At 71.0% G+C, this 14,699-nt stretch carries 10 protein-coding genes; 7 read left to right on the plus strand and 3 right to left on the minus strand.

Annotation, left to right across the window (positions count from 1 at the left end; genetic code table 11):
- The first annotated feature begins 27 nt into the window (after positions 1-27).
- The 4 genes from LIX60_RS11090 to LIX60_RS11105 all read left to right on the plus strand — a co-directional run bounded on the left by LIX60_RS11090 (position 28) and on the right by LIX60_RS11105 (position 5,103).
- Entirely contained in the window at positions 28-1,380 is a 1,353-nt protein-coding gene (locus tag LIX60_RS11090; RefSeq protein ID WP_265584835.1) for a M14 family metallopeptidase, read from the plus strand.
- A gap of 170 nt (positions 1,381-1,550) precedes the next feature.
- Positions 1,551-2,846 carry an amino acid deaminase gene (locus LIX60_RS11095; RefSeq protein ID WP_227958289.1) on the plus strand — a complete coding sequence of 432 codons (1,296 nt, stop codon included), beginning with the start codon at positions 1,551-1,553 and terminating at the stop codon, positions 2,844-2,846.
- Between the two features lie 455 nt (positions 2,847-3,301).
- Entirely contained in the window at positions 3,302-4,513 is a 1,212-nt protein-coding gene (locus tag LIX60_RS11100) for a pyridoxal phosphate-dependent aminotransferase (protein ID WP_227958290.1), read from the plus strand.
- A gap of 152 nt (positions 4,514-4,665) precedes the next feature.
- A complete protein-coding gene (locus LIX60_RS11105; protein WP_227958291.1) occupies positions 4,666-5,103 on the plus strand; it encodes a hypothetical protein in 438 nt (145 codons plus the stop codon).
- Between the two features lie 193 nt (positions 5,104-5,296).
- On the opposite strand, the gene LIX60_RS11110 is transcribed toward LIX60_RS11105, so the two are convergent.
- Positions 5,297-7,102 (minus strand): phosphoenolpyruvate carboxykinase (GTP), encoded by a 1,806-nt coding sequence (locus tag LIX60_RS11110; RefSeq protein ID WP_227962713.1) that lies wholly within the window; start codon positions 7,100-7,102, stop codon positions 5,297-5,299.
- Between the two features lie 328 nt (positions 7,103-7,430).
- Between LIX60_RS11110 and LIX60_RS11115 the strand changes: the two genes are divergently transcribed.
- A complete protein-coding gene (locus tag LIX60_RS11115) occupies positions 7,431-8,153 on the plus strand; it encodes a hemolysin III family protein (protein WP_227958292.1) in 723 nt (240 codons plus the stop codon).
- Positions 8,154-8,465: 312 nt separating this feature from the next.
- On the opposite strand, the gene LIX60_RS11120 is transcribed toward LIX60_RS11115, so the two are convergent.
- Together LIX60_RS11120 and LIX60_RS11125 are read right to left on the minus strand one after the other, a co-directional pair.
- A complete protein-coding gene (locus LIX60_RS11120) occupies positions 8,466-10,574 on the minus strand; it encodes a thioredoxin domain-containing protein (RefSeq protein WP_227958293.1) in 2,109 nt (702 codons plus the stop codon).
- A 101-nt stretch (positions 10,575-10,675) separates the two neighbouring features.
- Positions 10,676-11,125, minus strand: coding sequence for a hypothetical protein (locus tag LIX60_RS11125; protein ID WP_227958294.1), 450 nt, complete (start codon positions 11,123-11,125; stop codon positions 10,676-10,678).
- Positions 11,126-11,244: 119 nt separating this feature from the next.
- Between LIX60_RS11125 and LIX60_RS11130 the strand changes: the two genes are divergently transcribed.
- Positions 11,245-13,734 carry an RHS repeat-associated core domain-containing protein gene (locus LIX60_RS11130; RefSeq protein ID WP_227958295.1) on the plus strand — a complete coding sequence of 830 codons (2,490 nt, stop codon included), beginning with the start codon at positions 11,245-11,247 and terminating at the stop codon, positions 13,732-13,734.
- Positions 13,728-14,054 (plus strand): hypothetical protein, encoded by a 327-nt coding sequence (locus LIX60_RS11135; RefSeq protein ID WP_227958296.1) that lies wholly within the window; start codon positions 13,728-13,730, stop codon positions 14,052-14,054. The genes LIX60_RS11130 and LIX60_RS11135 overlap by 7 nt, the downstream gene beginning before the upstream one ends.
- The last annotated feature ends 645 nt before the right edge of the window (positions 14,055-14,699 follow it).

The raw sequence follows: 14,699 nt of genomic DNA on the forward strand, positions 1-14,699 counted from the left end.
CATGCCAAGGCCCCAGCATGACGCAGCATGCGACTGCCATCACGCGGCCAACGGGTCACCGCCCTCGCCGCTCTTCTGACACTCGCGCTGGCCGTTCCCCTGACCCAGGCCGGCACGACTCCCCCCACCGACCGTGCGGACGCGCTCACCAGCGTCGCGTCCGCCGAAGAGACCCCCCGTCAGTACGAGGTCGCGGGCCCCGCCACCGCGGCCCAGCGCACCCGCCTGCTCGCCACCGGCGCCTCCGTCGACGAGGTGCGCGACCACTCCGTCGTCGTCTCCGCGGACTCCGGGCAGGCCCGCGAGCTCCGCGCCCTCGGCTACACGCTGGAACCGCTGCCCGCTCCCCCGTCCCGGCGGGCGGGCGAACAGAGCCTCCGCGCGGCGGACTTCCCGCCGGCCGACGCGAAGTACCACAACTACGCCGAGGCCACGGCGGAGATCAACTCCCGTGTCGCCGCCCACCCGGACATCATGAGCAAGCGGGTGATCGGCACGTCCCACGAGGGCCGCGACATCGTCGCCGTCAAGATCAGCGACAACGTGAGGACGGACGAGGACGAGCCCGAGGTCCTCTTCACCCACCACCAGCACGCCCGCGAGCACCTCACCGTCGAGATGGCGCTCTACCTCCTGCGCGAACTGGGCGAGGACTACGGCACCGACGCGCGCGTCACCAAGGCCGTGAACGACCGCGAGATCTGGATCCTGCCGGACCTCAACCCGGACGGCGGCGAGTACGACATCGCCACCGGCTCCTACCGCTCGTGGCGCAAGAACCGGCAGCCCAACGCCGGCTCCTCGGCCGTCGGCACCGACATCAACCGCAACTGGCCCTACCAGTGGGGCTGCTGCGGCGGCTCCTCCGGCAGCACCTCCTCGGACACCTACCGGGGCCCCTCGGCCGAGTCCGCCCCCGAGGTGAAGACCGTCACCGACTTCGTCCGGAGCAGGGTCGTCGGCGGCAAGCAGCAGATCAAGGCCGGCATCGACTTCCACACCTACAGCGAGCTGGTGCTCTGGCCGTACGGCTACACCTACTCCGACACCGCGGGCGGCATGACCCGGGACGACCGCGACGCCTTCGCCGCCATCGGCCGGAAGATGGCCGCGAGCAACGGCTACACCCCGCAGCAGTCGAGCGATCTCTACATCACCGACGGCAGCGTCAACGACTGGATGTGGGGCGACCAGAAGATCTTCTCGTACACCTACGAGATGTATCCGTCCTCGGCCTCCGGCGGCGGCTTCTACCCGCCCGACGAGGTGATCGAGCGGGAGACCGGCCGGAACCGGGACGCGGTGCTCCAGCTGATCGAGAACGCGGACTGCATGTACCGCTCCATCGGCAAGGAGGCCCAGTACTGCGCCTCCGGCTGAGCCGGTGACGACGGCGCGCCCCCGGGGGAAGGACCCGGGGGCGCGTCCGCCGTGCCGGGGCCTTTCGGCGCGCGGCCGGGCACGGGATCCGTCACCGCGGCGCACACCGCCGCCCGCCGATGCGGGAGGATTCCGGGAGTCCCACCCGCACCGCAGCCCGCGGAGGCCCGATGACCGCCGAGCACCCCACCGACCGTGCCGCCGCCCGCCTGGCCGGGGAACGGGTCGACCACCGTTTCAAGGGACTGCCGCCGGACGCCGCCGGCCTGACCGTCCGCGAACTGGCCGACCAGCGCCGTTCCTTGTTCGGCGGCGGCTTCACCACGCCGGTCCTGGCCCTCTCCGCCGAGGCGCTGGAGCACAATCTGGCCCTGATGGGCCGCTACGCCGCCCGGCACGGGCTGGCCCTCGCCCCGCACGGCAAGACCTCCATGGCCCCGGCCCTCTTCGAACGCCAGTTGGAGCACGGCGCCTGGGGCATCACCGCCGCCGTACCGCACCAGGCCCGCGTCTACCGGGCGTTCGGCGTCCGCCGGATCTTCCTCGCCAACCAGCTCGTCGATCCGGCCGCCCTCCGCTGGCTCGCGGGGGAGCTCGACGCCGACCCGGAGTTCCGCTGCGTCGTCTACGCCGACTCGGTGCGCGGGGTCGAACTGATGGACGCCGCCCTGAGCGCCTGCGGTGCCACCCGGCCCGTCGAGGTCGTGATCGAACTGGGTGCCGGACAGGGGGCGCGTACGGGGGCGCGCACGGACGACGACTGCGCGGCGGTCGCCGCGGCCGTCACCGCCGCCCGCACCCTCCGCCTGACCGGCGTCGCCGGGTACGAGGGCGAGGTGCCCGGCGCGGACACCGAGCGGGTCACGGCCTGGCTGCGCCGGCTGGTCGCCCTCGCCGGCGAGCTCGACGCGGCCGGCCACTTCGCGGACACCGAGGAGATCGTCGTCAGCGCGGGCGGCAGCGCCTGGTTCGACGCGGTCGCGCAGGTCTTCGGCGAGATTCCCACCCTGTCCCGGCCGGTGCTCCGGCTGCTGCGCTCCGGCGCGTACGTCTCGCACGACGACGGTCACTACCGCCGCCTCACCCCCTTCAACCGGATCCCGGAGGAGGGCGCGCTGCGGCCCGCCTTCCGGCTGTGGGCGCAGGTCCTCTCCCGCCCCGAGCCGGGCCAGGCGTTCCTCAACGCGGGCAAGCGGGACGCCCCCTGCGACCTGCACCTGCCGGAACCGCAGCTCGTACGGTCCGAGCGGGACGGGACGGAGCGGCCCGCCACCGGCCTCACCGTGACCGCGCTGTCCGACCAGCACGCCTGGCTGGACGTCGCGGAGGAGGGCCGGGCTCTGGAAGTCGGCGACTGGGTGGGGCTGGGGCTGTCGCATCCCTGCACGGTCTTCGACAAGTGGCAGCTGATCCCGGTGGTGACGGAGGACGGCACCGTCACGGACTTCGTCCGCACCTTCTTCTGACGGCGCGGTCCCGCGGCCGAGCGCCCCGGCCGGAGGCGCTGACGGCCGTCCCCGTGAGGTTCGGTGCGGCACGGACGGGCGTGCGAACGCCCACCCCGGCGCGTGCCGAACACCCGCGCGACCAGGCGTGGCGGAGCTCACATCGCCCTCCGCGCAGGCGCCCCCACCGCTCCGCACCCGCCCGGCCCCGTCTCCCGTCCGCCGTCGCCGGCCCCCCGGCCGTCGGCCTCCGCTTCCACTTTCGAAGCCGTGCGGACTCTTCCGGCCGGTGTTCCGCATGTGCCGGACGGCGGCCGCTTCCGCATCGAAGACGACTGCCGGACGGGCCCTCCGGCAGCTCCCCCCGGTCCGCGTCCACCGGGCGACGCGCAGCTCACAGGGTCCTCCGGCGGGGCGCCCCCCGCGTGGCGGAAAACACCGAGCGGCCCCACCCGGGCGGCCGTATGGTGGCGAACATGCAGGTGATCCAGTCAACGAAGCTCGCCAATGTCTGCTACGAGATCCGGGGTCCGGTTCTCGAGGAGGCCATGCGGCTGGAGGCCGCGGGTCACCGCATCCTCAAGCTCAACACCGGCAACCCGGCGCCGTTCGGCTTCGAGTGCCCGCCCGAGATCCTGGAGGACATGCTCCGGACGCTGGGCGACGCGCACGGCTACGGCGACGCCAAGGGCCTGCTGACGGCCCGGCGCGCGGTGATGCAGCACTACCAGACCAAGGGCATCGAGCTGGACGTCGAGGACATCTACCTCGGCAACGGCGCCTCCGAGCTGATCCAGATGTCGATGCAGGCGCTGCTCGACGACGGCGACGAGGTGCTGGTCCCCTCCCCCGACTACCCGCTGTGGACGGCCGCCGTCTCGCTCTCCGGCGGGACGGCCGTGCACTACCGCTGCGACGAGCAGTCCGACTGGATGCCGGACCTCGCCGACATCGAACGCAAGGTGACCGACCGCACCAAGGCGATCGTCGTCATCAACCCGAACAACCCCACCGGCGCCGTCTACGACGACGAACTGGTGCGCGGGATCGCCGAGATCGCCCGCCGCCACAACCTGATCGTCTGCTCCGACGAGATCTACGACAAGATCCTCTACGACGGCGCCACCCACACCCCCACCGCCGCTCTCGCCCCGGACCTGCTCGTCCTCACCTTCAACGGCCTGTCCAAGGCGTACCGGGTGGCGGGCTACCGCAGCGGCTGGCTGGCGGTCTGCGGTCCGAAGGAGCACGCCTCCAGCTACATGGAGGGGCTGACGATCCTCGCCAATATGCGGCTGTGCGCCAATGTCCCGGCGCAGCACGCGGTGGCGGTCGCCCTCGGCGGCCGGCAGTCGATCAACGAACTGGTGCTGCCGGGCGGCCGGCTGCTGGAGCAGCGCGACGCGGCGTACGAGGCGCTGACGCGGATCCCGGGCGTGAGCTGCGTCAAGCCGAAGGGCGCGCTGTACGCCTTCCCGCGGCTGGATCCCGAGGTCTACAAGATCAAGGACGACCGGCAGATGGTGCTGGACCTGCTCCGCGCCGAGAAGATCATGATCGTGCAGGGTACGGGCTTCAACTGGCCCGAGCCGGACCACTTCCGGCTGGTCACCCTGCCATACAAGGAGGATCTGGCGGACGCCATCACCCGGATCGGGGAGTTCCTGGACGGCTACAGCCAGTTCTGAGCCCGACGGCACCGGCCCGTACGGGGCCGGCACGGGGGCCGGAGGCGCCGGCACGGGGACGGAACCGGGCCCGCCGGCATTCCGGATGCGAACAGAGTCAACTTTAGACAGAATCCAAGCTAGGATGGTCCCCTCACATGAGGAGGCCATCCATGTACGAACCGATCCGCTCCAATTCGGTCCACGCCATGGGAGAGCCGACGCCGCTGCCCCGCCGGCCGCGCCAGGAGGAGCTGGACATCCAGCTCGCCGGGCATCTGGCCGCGCTGCTGACCGTGACCGACGAGCTGCGGGCCCTCGCCCCGGATCCGTCCCTGGACCGGGCCGCGCAGCGGCTCACCGAGCGCGTCACCCGGCTCCGCGACGGCTCCCGGCCGGCCCGCTCCGCCACCGCTCCCGCACAGGAGCGGCCGGACGCCGACCGGGTCGCGTCGCTGCACCGCCGCGCGCACACGCTCGCCGGGCGCGCCCTGGTCGTGGCCGCGTCGCGCGCGGACACCGGTGCCGCGATCCTCTCCGCCGAGCGCATGGACGCGCACGCCGCCGCCCTGGACGGCGCCGGTTCCGCCCTCTCGGGGGCGGCCCACTGACGCGCCGGGGCCGCGCCCCGCATCAGCGCCCGCGGCCCCGGCGCAACCACCGAAGAAAACCCGTTGGCCGGGTGCGGCACGAAGCCGCACCCGGCCATCGGTGCGTCGGGTCGGGGCCGTCCCCCGGACCGCGCGGGCCCGCGGTCATCGGACCCGCGGTCGTCCGGCCCGCGCCGTACGGGAACCGGTGCCGTCAGCCCAGACGGCGGACGAGAGCGCGGTACTCGTCCCACATCTCCTTGGGCGTGTGGTCGCCGAAGGTGCTCAGGTGCTCCGGGACCAGGGAGGCCTCGTCGCGCCAGGTGTCGAGGTCCACGCTGAGCAGGAAGTCGAGGTCCTCCTCGGCCAGGTCGAGCCCCTCGGTGTCGAGGGAACCCTTGGCCGGCAGGACGCCGATCGGCGTCTCGACGCCCTCGGCCCCGCCCTCCAGCCGCTCGACGATCCACTTGAGCACGCGGCTGTTCTCGCCGAAGCCGGGCCACACGAAGCGGCCGTCGGCGTCCTTGCGGAACCAGTTGACGTAGTAGATCTTCGGCAGCTTCTCCGCGTCCGCCCGCTGGCCGACCTTCACCCAGTGGGCCATGTAGTCGCCCATGTTGTAGCCGCAGAAGGGCAGCATGGCGAACGGGTCGCGGCGCAGCTCGCCGACCTTGCCCTCGGCGGCGGCGGTCTTCTCGGAGGCGACGTTCGCACCGAGGAAGACGCCGTGCTGCCAGTCGAAGGACTCCGTCACCAGCGGCACGGCCGAGGCGCGGCGGCCGCCGAAGAGAATGGCCGAGATCGGCACGCCCTTCGGGTCCTCCCACTCGGGCGCGATGATCGGGCACTGGCCGGCCGGGACGGTGAAGCGGGCGTTGGGGTGCGCCGCCGGGGTCCCCGACTCCGGGGTCCAGTCGTTGCCCTTCCAGTCCGTCAGATGCGCCGGGGACTCCTCGGTCATGCCCTCCCACCAGACGTCACCGTCGTCGGTGAGCGCCACGTTGGTGAAGACGGCGTTGCCCCAGAGGGTCTTCATGGCGTTGGCGTTGGTGTGCTCGCCGGTGCCGGGGGCGACGCCGAAGAAGCCGGCCTCCGGGTTGATCGCGTAGAGCCGGCCGTCCTCGCCGAAGCGCATCCAGGCGATGTCGTCGCCGATGGTCTCCACGGTCCAGCCGGGGATCGTGGGCTCCAGCATGGCGAGGTTGGTCTTGCCGCAGGCCGAGGGGAAGGCGGCGGCGACGTACTTGGACTCACCGCGCGGCGGGGTGAGTTTGAGGATCAGCATGTGCTCGGCGAGCCAGCCCTCGTCGCGCGCCATGACGGAGGCGATGCGCAGGGCGTAGCACTTCTTGCCGAGCAGGGCGTTGCCGCCGTAGCCGGAGCCGTAGGACCAGATCTCGCGGGACTCCGGGAAGTGCGAGATGTACTTGGTCGTGTTGCAGGGCCACGGCACGTCGGCCTCGCCCTCGGCCAGCGGGGCGCCCAGGGTGTGCACGGCCTTGACGAAGAAGCCGTCGGAGCCGAGCTCGTCGAGGACGGGCTGTCCCATCCGGGTCATGGTCCGCATGGAGACCGCGACATACGCGGAGTCGGTGATCTCGACGCCGATCGCGGACAGCGGCGAGCCGAGCGGGCCCATGCAGAAGGGCACGACGTACATCGTCCGGCCGCGCATGGAGCCGCGGAAGACCCCGTCCTCACCGGTGAAGATCTCCCGCATCTCGGCGGGGTCCTTCCAGTGGTTCGTGGGGCCGGCGTCCTCCTCCTTCTCGGAGCAGATGAAGGTGCGGTCCTCGACGCGCGCCACATCGCTCGGGTCGGAGGCGGCGTGGTACGAGTTCGGCCGCTTGATCGGGTCGAGCTTGGTGAAGGTCCCCTTGGCGACCAGCTCTTCGCAGAGGCGTTCGTACTCGGCCTCGGAGCCGTCACACCACACGATCCGGTCCGGCTGGGTGACGGCGGCGATCTCGCCGACCCAGGAGACCAGTTCCTGGTGGTTGGTGGGTGGGTTGGTGGCCACGGGGGTCTGGGGGTCGCCCCCGGGAGACACAGCGCTGAGCGCCACGATCACTCCGTTCCGCCGGAACCGCGCCGCTCCGGCGTCAGATAGCGAGGGTCATACGGGCATCACTGTCCCTGATACCCGTATATGTCATTAGTTGCCCCGTGGGGGCTGCGACCCGGATGCGTCCTGTGCGCTCATCCGGTGCCGACCGCACTCATTTGATCATCCGCCTGTGTGGCTCATCTGTCCAGAGGGCAGCCCACGTGAGCATCGCCACTCGCACCCGCCTGATTCGGGCCACTCGGACCCCCGCAAGTTACGGTCCCGTAGCTAGCATTGGCCCATGACTGCCACATCCGGCGCCTCACGCGAGGCCGTGCACCACGACGACAACGCGCCCTCCGAGACCTCCGGTGTGCTCCCGCAGGCCCTTTCCAAACCCGTCAAGCCGCGGCTGCGGGGCTGGCTCCACGCGGGCATGTTCCCGGCGGTCCTGATCTCCGGCGTCTTCCTGACCGCGCTGGCCGACACCGACCCCGGCCGGATCGCCTGCGCCGTCTTCACCCTCACCGCCTGCCTGCTCTTCGGGGTGAGCGCGCTCTACCACCGCGGCAACTGGGGGCCGCGCGCCAACGCCGTCCTGCGCAGACTCGACCACGCGAACATCTTCCTGATCATCGCGGGCACCTACACCCCGCTCACGATCCTGTTGCTCCCCGACGGCACCCGGGAGACGCTGCTGTGGGCGATCTGGGCCGCCGCGCTGATCGGCATCGCCTTCCGCGTCTTCTGGGTGGGTGCCCCGCGGTGGCTCTACACCCCCTGCTACATCGCGATGGGGTGGGCGGCCGTCTTCTTCCTGCCCGACTTCCTGCGCGAGGGCGGGATCGCGGTGCTGCTGCTCGTGATCACCGGCGGGCTGCTCTACAGCGCCGGCGGTGTCATCTACGCACTCCAGCGCCCCAATCCGTCACCGCGGTTCTTCGGCTTCCACGAGGTGTTCCACTCGCTCACCCTGGCGGCCTTCATCGCGCACTACATCGGCATCTCGCTGGTGGCGATCTGACGACGGCGGACGCCGCGCAGGGCCACCGCGGGTCGCGGTGCGGAAGCGGGGGGCGACGGCTCGCTGATGGCCCCGGGCCCCCTTGCCCCGCTCTTGCCCCGCTGCCGACCGTCCGCCGGCCGCGCCGCGGCCCCGTGGCGGGCCTCGCCACCGGGCCGTAGCGGACCTCGCCGCCGGCCCCGGGGCCGGCCCCGCCGCCCCGGCCCTGTCACGGCCGGGGCGTCGGCGTCCCCGTGCGCCCGGGGCCGCCCCGGGCAGCCGCACGCCCGGGGGTGCCCCGGGCCGTGCCCGCACCACCGTTCCCCCGCCGGGTCACTCCCCGGCGTCGTGGGACCCGCCGAGCCGGCCGGCGAGAGCCTCCGGCTCGGTCACCGGCGCGTCGCAGGTGAAGTGGCGGCAGACGTACGCCGCCGGCCGGCCGTCCCGCAACGGGCGGTCCCGCAGCAGCGGCGGATGCTCCGCACCGGGCTCCCCGAGCGCCACGACCGCGCCGGGCGCGGTGCCCAGCAGCGCCGTACGGTGCAGAGCGGCCGTCGCCGGATCCTCCCGCGGGCCGATGACGGCCACCTCGCGCGGTCCGTCCAGCGCCGCCTCCGCGACGGCCAGCCCCCAGCCGGTGTGCCGGGGAACGCGGGGAGCCAGCGCCCGCACCACACCGAGCGCCCCCTCCGCCGCGCTGCGGTGCTCGGCGCTGCCGGTGTACGCGGCATACGACAGGAGCGCGCCGGCCGCGGCGGACCAGCCGGAGGGGGTGGCCTCGTCGGTCGGGTCCTGCGGGCGGCGGATCAGCCGCTCGCCGTCGTCGGCGGTGTCATAGAGCGCGCCGTCCTCGCCGCGGAAGTGCCGCAGCACGGTGTCCAGGAGCAGCCCGGCGAACGTCACCCAGACGCCGTCACCGGTGACGGCCGAGAGGGCAAGGAAACCCTCGGCGACATCCGCGTAGTCCTCCAGGACTCCCGCGTTGGCCCCGGCGGTGCCGTCGCGCGAGGTCCGGGCGAGCCGGCCGGTGCCGTCCATGTGGACCCGTACCAGCAGATCGGCCGCGGCGGTCGCCGCCTCGACGAGGTCGGGGCGGTCGAAGTAGGCGCCGGTCTCGGCGAGGGCCGCGATGGCGAGTCCGTTCCAGGCGGCGACCACCTTGTCGTCCCGCCCCGGCCGGGGCCTCTTGGCGCGCGCCTCGGCCAGGCGCTCGCGGATGGAGGCGATGCGGTCTCCATCGGTGAGCCCCTCCCCGGGGAGCTGGAGCACGGAGGCGCCCTCCTCGAAGGTGCCCTCCTCGGTGACGCCGAAGTATCCGGCCGCCAGCCGGGCGTCCTCCTCGCCGAGGACCTCCCGGAGCTGGGCGGGCGTCCAGACGTAGTAGGCGCCCTCGGCGTGCCGGGCGTGGCCGCCGGCCCCTTCCCCGGCACCCGCGTCCTCGGCACCGGCCGGGCCGCCCCGGCCGTCCGGTACCTCGCTGTCGGCGTCCAGCGCGGAGGCGAACCCGCCCTCGGACGTGCGCAGTTCGCGCAGCAGGAAGTCGGCGGTCTCCAGCGCCACGCGCCGGGCCAGGCCGGAGCCGGTGGCCCGCCACAGATGCGCGTAGACGCGGAGCAGCAGCGCGTTGTCGTACAGCATCTTCTCGAAGTGGGGCACCACCCAGCGCCGGTCGACGGAGTAGCGGGCGAAGCCCCCGCCGAGCTGGTCGTACAGCCCGCCGCGCGCCATGGCCTCGCAGGTGTCGGAGGCCATCTGGAGGGCGCCCTCGGAGCCGGTGCGGGCGTGGTGCCGCAGCAGGAACTCCAGCACCATCGACGGCGGGAACTTGGGGGCGCCGCCGAACCCGCCGCGGGCCGCGTCGTAGTCACGGGTCAGGGCCAGCAGCGCGGCGTGCAGCTCCTCCTCGCCGGGCGGGCGGGCGTCATCCCCGCCGCCGAGCGCGAGCGAGCGCGAGGAGAGTTCGCCGACGATCCGCCCGGCCACCTCGCCGACCTCCTCGCGGCGGTCGCTCCAGGCGGCGTGCACCCCTTCCAGCACCTGGCGGAAGGAGGGGATGCCGTAGCGGGCCTCGGGCGGGAAGTAGGTGCCGAAGTAGAACGGCTCGGCGTCCGGCGTGAGGAATACGGTCATCGGCCAGCCGCCCTGGCCCGTCGCCGCCTGGACGGCCTCCATGTAGACCGCGTCCACGTCCGGCCGCTCCTCGCGGTCCACTTTGACGGACACGAAGTGGGCGTTGAGATAGGCGGCGGTCTCCGCGTCCTCGAAGGACTCGCGGGCCATCACATGGCACCAGTGGCACGCCGAGTAGCCAACCGACAGCAAAACGGGTACATCGCGCCGCCGCGCTTCCTCGAAAGCCTCCGGCTCCCAGGGCCACCAGTCGACCGGATTCTCGGCATGCTGCAGCAAATAAGGCGAGGTCACGCCAGCCAGCCTGTTCATGCGATCCAGCCTCTCACGATGCTCAACCCTGCCAGCGAGTCCCGCGCGGCTCTGTTCCGCTTCGGCCGAGCCGCACCGGCGTGCCGGGCCGGAACCTCGCCTCAGCCGATCTTGCCGAGCTGTGCCATCACGAACTCTGCCGGGAGGGTGAAGTCGTGACCTTGCTTGCTCTCGGGGAAGACCGCCGGGAAATAGGCCAGGGTGGCGCCCTTTCGGGCAACGATGACCTTCATGGGTGTCCTGGAGCCGTCAGCGGCCGTAACGGTCACTTCCAGCCCCATGGCCTCGTCCGCCCCTGCAGGGGCGAGGGTCTTGGTTACTTTGCGGACTTTCAGGTCGCGGCCGTCGGCTGTGTATGTGAATCCCTTGTGGCAGGCCTCGGCCGCGGTGTTGAGCTCGTTCACGGCCTTGAGAGCGTCGTCCTGGGAATAGGAGGCCAGGGTGAGGTGGACGGATGTGGGGCCGGTGGTCTCGCTCTTTGCGGACTTGTCCGCCTTCCCTGCTTTCCTCGTCCATTCGCGCTGCGCCGCCGCGGTGGGATTGCCGAGCACGGCCCCGGACTGCACGTAGGCCAGCGGAACACGACCCCCGGCTGGACGAGAACAAGGACGCCACCACCACCTACAGCTACGGCAAGAGCGACGGCAGCCAGCCGCACACGCTGACGGGCATGGAGTCGACCTTCGTCACGGACGCGGGTGCGCAGGTCACCGAGACCTCCGCACTCGAGTACGACGCGGCGGGCAACACCATCTCCCGCTCCACGGGCGGGGACGAACAGGCCCTGTCGTGGACCTGGGACGGGAGGGTGGAGACGGTCACCGGCTTCGGCGCCTCGGGCTCCGGTGCGTTCGTCAACACTCCCTCGGGGCTGTGCGCGGACCTGCAGTCCTCCTCACTGACCGACGGCACACCACTGCAGGTGTGGTCGTGCAACGGCACCAAGGCCCAGAAGCTGAGGATCGATCCCGCTTCCGAGAGCACCCCGGCCACCGGGGCGCTGAAGGTGCTGGGCCGCTGCGTCATGCCGCTGGACGGAGCGAGCACCACCGGCACGGCCGTGGTGGCCGAGGACTGCACCGGGGCCGCGGACCAGAAGTGGACCGCCACCTCCAGCGGCACACTCAAGCACGTCGCCTCCGGCCTGTGCGCGGCCCTGCCCGGCGGCAGCACCGCCTACGGCACCGACATGGAGCTGGCCGCGTGCGACGGCACGAACGGGCAGGTGTGGGAACCGGCCGACGAGACCCGCTACATCTACGGCCCCACCGGCGAGCGCCTGCTGTCGGTCTCGGGTGGTGAGCGTGTGCTCCACCTGGGCGACACCACCGTGGCCACCACCGCGTCCGGCGGCCCGGCCTACACCGAGCGCTACTACTCCCAGCCCGGCGCGTCCACGGTGATGCGCTATGACGCCAACAACACCGCTGACCTGCTGTCGGTCCAGGTGTCCGACCAGAACGGCACCGCCTACACCGATATCGACCTCGCCCAGGGCAACCGGGTGAAGTTCTCCCGTACCACTCCCTACGGCACGTCTCGTACCGAGCATGCCGGCTGGCGCTCTCACCGTGACTATGTGGGTGGCACCGACGACGCGGCCACCGGCCTCGTTCACCTGGGGGCCCGCGAGTACGACCCGGCCAGCGGGCGGTTCCTGTCGGCCGACCCCATCGTCGATCTGGGTGACCCCGTCCAGCTCAACGGCTACACCTACAGCGAGAACAACCCCGTCACCTACGCAGACCCCTCCGGGCTGTCCTCCGGGATCTCCGCCGACGACTTCTACGACGGCCCTTCCGCCGGCGCGGTCGCCGGTGCGAACGCGACCATGAACCGCACGCTCGCTGACGTGATCCGCTCGGTGGGCTGGGCGGTCCTCAAGGAGTTCATCGGCTGGAACGACATGGTCAGCTGCTTCTCCCGCGGTGACCTGTGGGCCTGCGGCAGCCTGATCATGGACGCCATCCCCTGGACCTCCGTCATCTCCAAGGGCAAGAAGATCCTGCGGGCCATCTCCGCGATCTCCTCGGCCATCAGCGCCTGGCAGAAAGCCCAGGAACGCGCCCGCAAGATCATCGCAGCGGCCAAGGCCGCCTGGGCGGCCGCCGAGAAAGCCGCGGCCGCCGCCAAGGCCGCCGCGAAACGAGCAGCACAAGCCGCCAAGAAGAGGGCTGCCGCCGCGAAGGCCGCAGCGACAAGAGCCGCGAAACGCCAGCAGAAGAACACGGGCAACGCAGTCCAGAAAACCGCCCGTTCCAACGTCCAGAAAACCGCCGCCGGCAAGAAGAGCACCACCGCCAGCAAACAGTCCAAAGGCGCAGGAAACGGCACCAGCAGCAAGGAAACCGACCAGGGCGAACCCGCCGCCTGCACCGTCAACAGTTTCGTCCCCGGCACCAAGGTCCTCATGGCCGATGGCACCGCCAAACCCATCGAGGACGTCGACAACGGCGACACCGTCCAGGCCACCGACCCCGAAACCGGCGACACCACCACCCAGACCGTCACCGCCGAGATCAAGGGCGAAGGCCTCAAACACCTCGTCAGCATCACCATCGACACCGACGGCGAGAAGGGCACCAGGACGGCAACCGTCACCGCCACCGACGGCCACCCCTTCTGGGTCCCCGAACTCCACGACTGGATCGACGCCACCGACCTCACACCAGGCCAATGGCTCCGCACCAGCGCCGGCACCCACGTCCAAATCACCGCAGTCAAACGCCGCACCACCACCTCCGCCACCGTCCACAACCTCACCATCACCAACACCCACACGTACTACGTGCTGGCGGGGGCCACGCCGGTACTGGTTCACAATTGCAATCCGAAGGTCTATCGGACTCCCAATGCGGGGAACAAGGGTGCGGAAGCCAGCGGCCTCAATCCGGATCTGCATCAGAGTGGAGACCAGAGTGCGTATCTTGGAGAAAGGTCCGTCGTCCGGGATCACTATGCCGGGCAAGCCGGCTACGAGCATGGGTACTATGAGTACGAAATGCATTCGGATTTCGAGGTGGAATTCGGCAAGTACAGGCGCCCTCATGACGGTGGTTCGGGATTTCAGTGGCAAATCCCTGCATCGAAAATTCCGCGCTTCAATGAGTTGACCATCAATCAGCGCTGGGTGAACTCCTACGGAGGTTACGAGTGGTAGAGGATGACCTTGAACTGCAGCAGCGAACCGGGCTACACCGCGGGATGCCGGTTGATGTCCGCGTAACCGGCCACCGTGACAGGTTCGGGATTGAGGTCGAGGTCATCTCGGGGGGGCTTGGATTTCCGGCCTTCATCGATGCGGCCCTAATTTCGGATCGATGGGCGCGAACCTCGAAGGAAGAGTTCCCTGAAATGGGGCTCAAAATGAAGGCGATCGTGATTGCCTTCATGCCCAACGGGGAGCTCAGGCTGGATGCTCGATCTTCTATGATCAAGCTGTGGGCCGAAGGTGAGAGTAGACCGCCAAGCAGTACGTAGTGCTCGCTACAGCAAATAGGAGGGCCCCGCCGACCGGTCTGGCGGGGCCCTTAGCGCTCTCTGACGGCAGTAGCTGACGGCAACGTCAGTGGACGAGGACGACGCGGGGTGGCGGTTCGTCATCGTCCGGGCTGCCCATTTCGGTGGGCTCCGGGCTGTCGAGTGCGGTGCTGAGGGTGTTGATGGCGTCGTGCGGAAGACCCAAACGAGCGGTGTAACCAGTGTGGTCGGGATTACTGGCGGGCTGCGGAGAGTCGGCCGTCGACCCGGCCCGCTCTCGGCTCCGCCACCGCGGGCCGGCCAGCGACCAGGCCGCGCAGAAACGCGTAGCGGACCACCGGAAGCGCGGAGGAAGCCGGACGCGCCCGCACGCGAACGCCAGGCCGACGGCGAGGCGACGGCGGGGAGTTGGCCGGGGCGGAGGCCCGGAGATGGGGGCGGTCGGCTCCGTGGGCTCTACCCACCTCCCCGGGCCGGGGCCCGCGTCGGGCAAGGCCAGGGGGCCACCCGTTCAAATTCCGGGCAGGATCACGACCTTCCCGAGTTGCCGGGCCAGCGTACGGCCCCCTGACCATGCCCGACCCCAACCCGGACAGGACACCGGCCAAAGCCCACTCCGCCGCCCTCACTCGCGTAGCCGTCTGA

It is taken from the genome of Streptomyces sp. S07_1.15 (assembly GCF_020739505.1).
GTDB classification, from domain to species: domain Bacteria; phylum Actinomycetota; class Actinomycetes; order Streptomycetales; family Streptomycetaceae; genus Streptomyces; species Streptomyces xinghaiensis.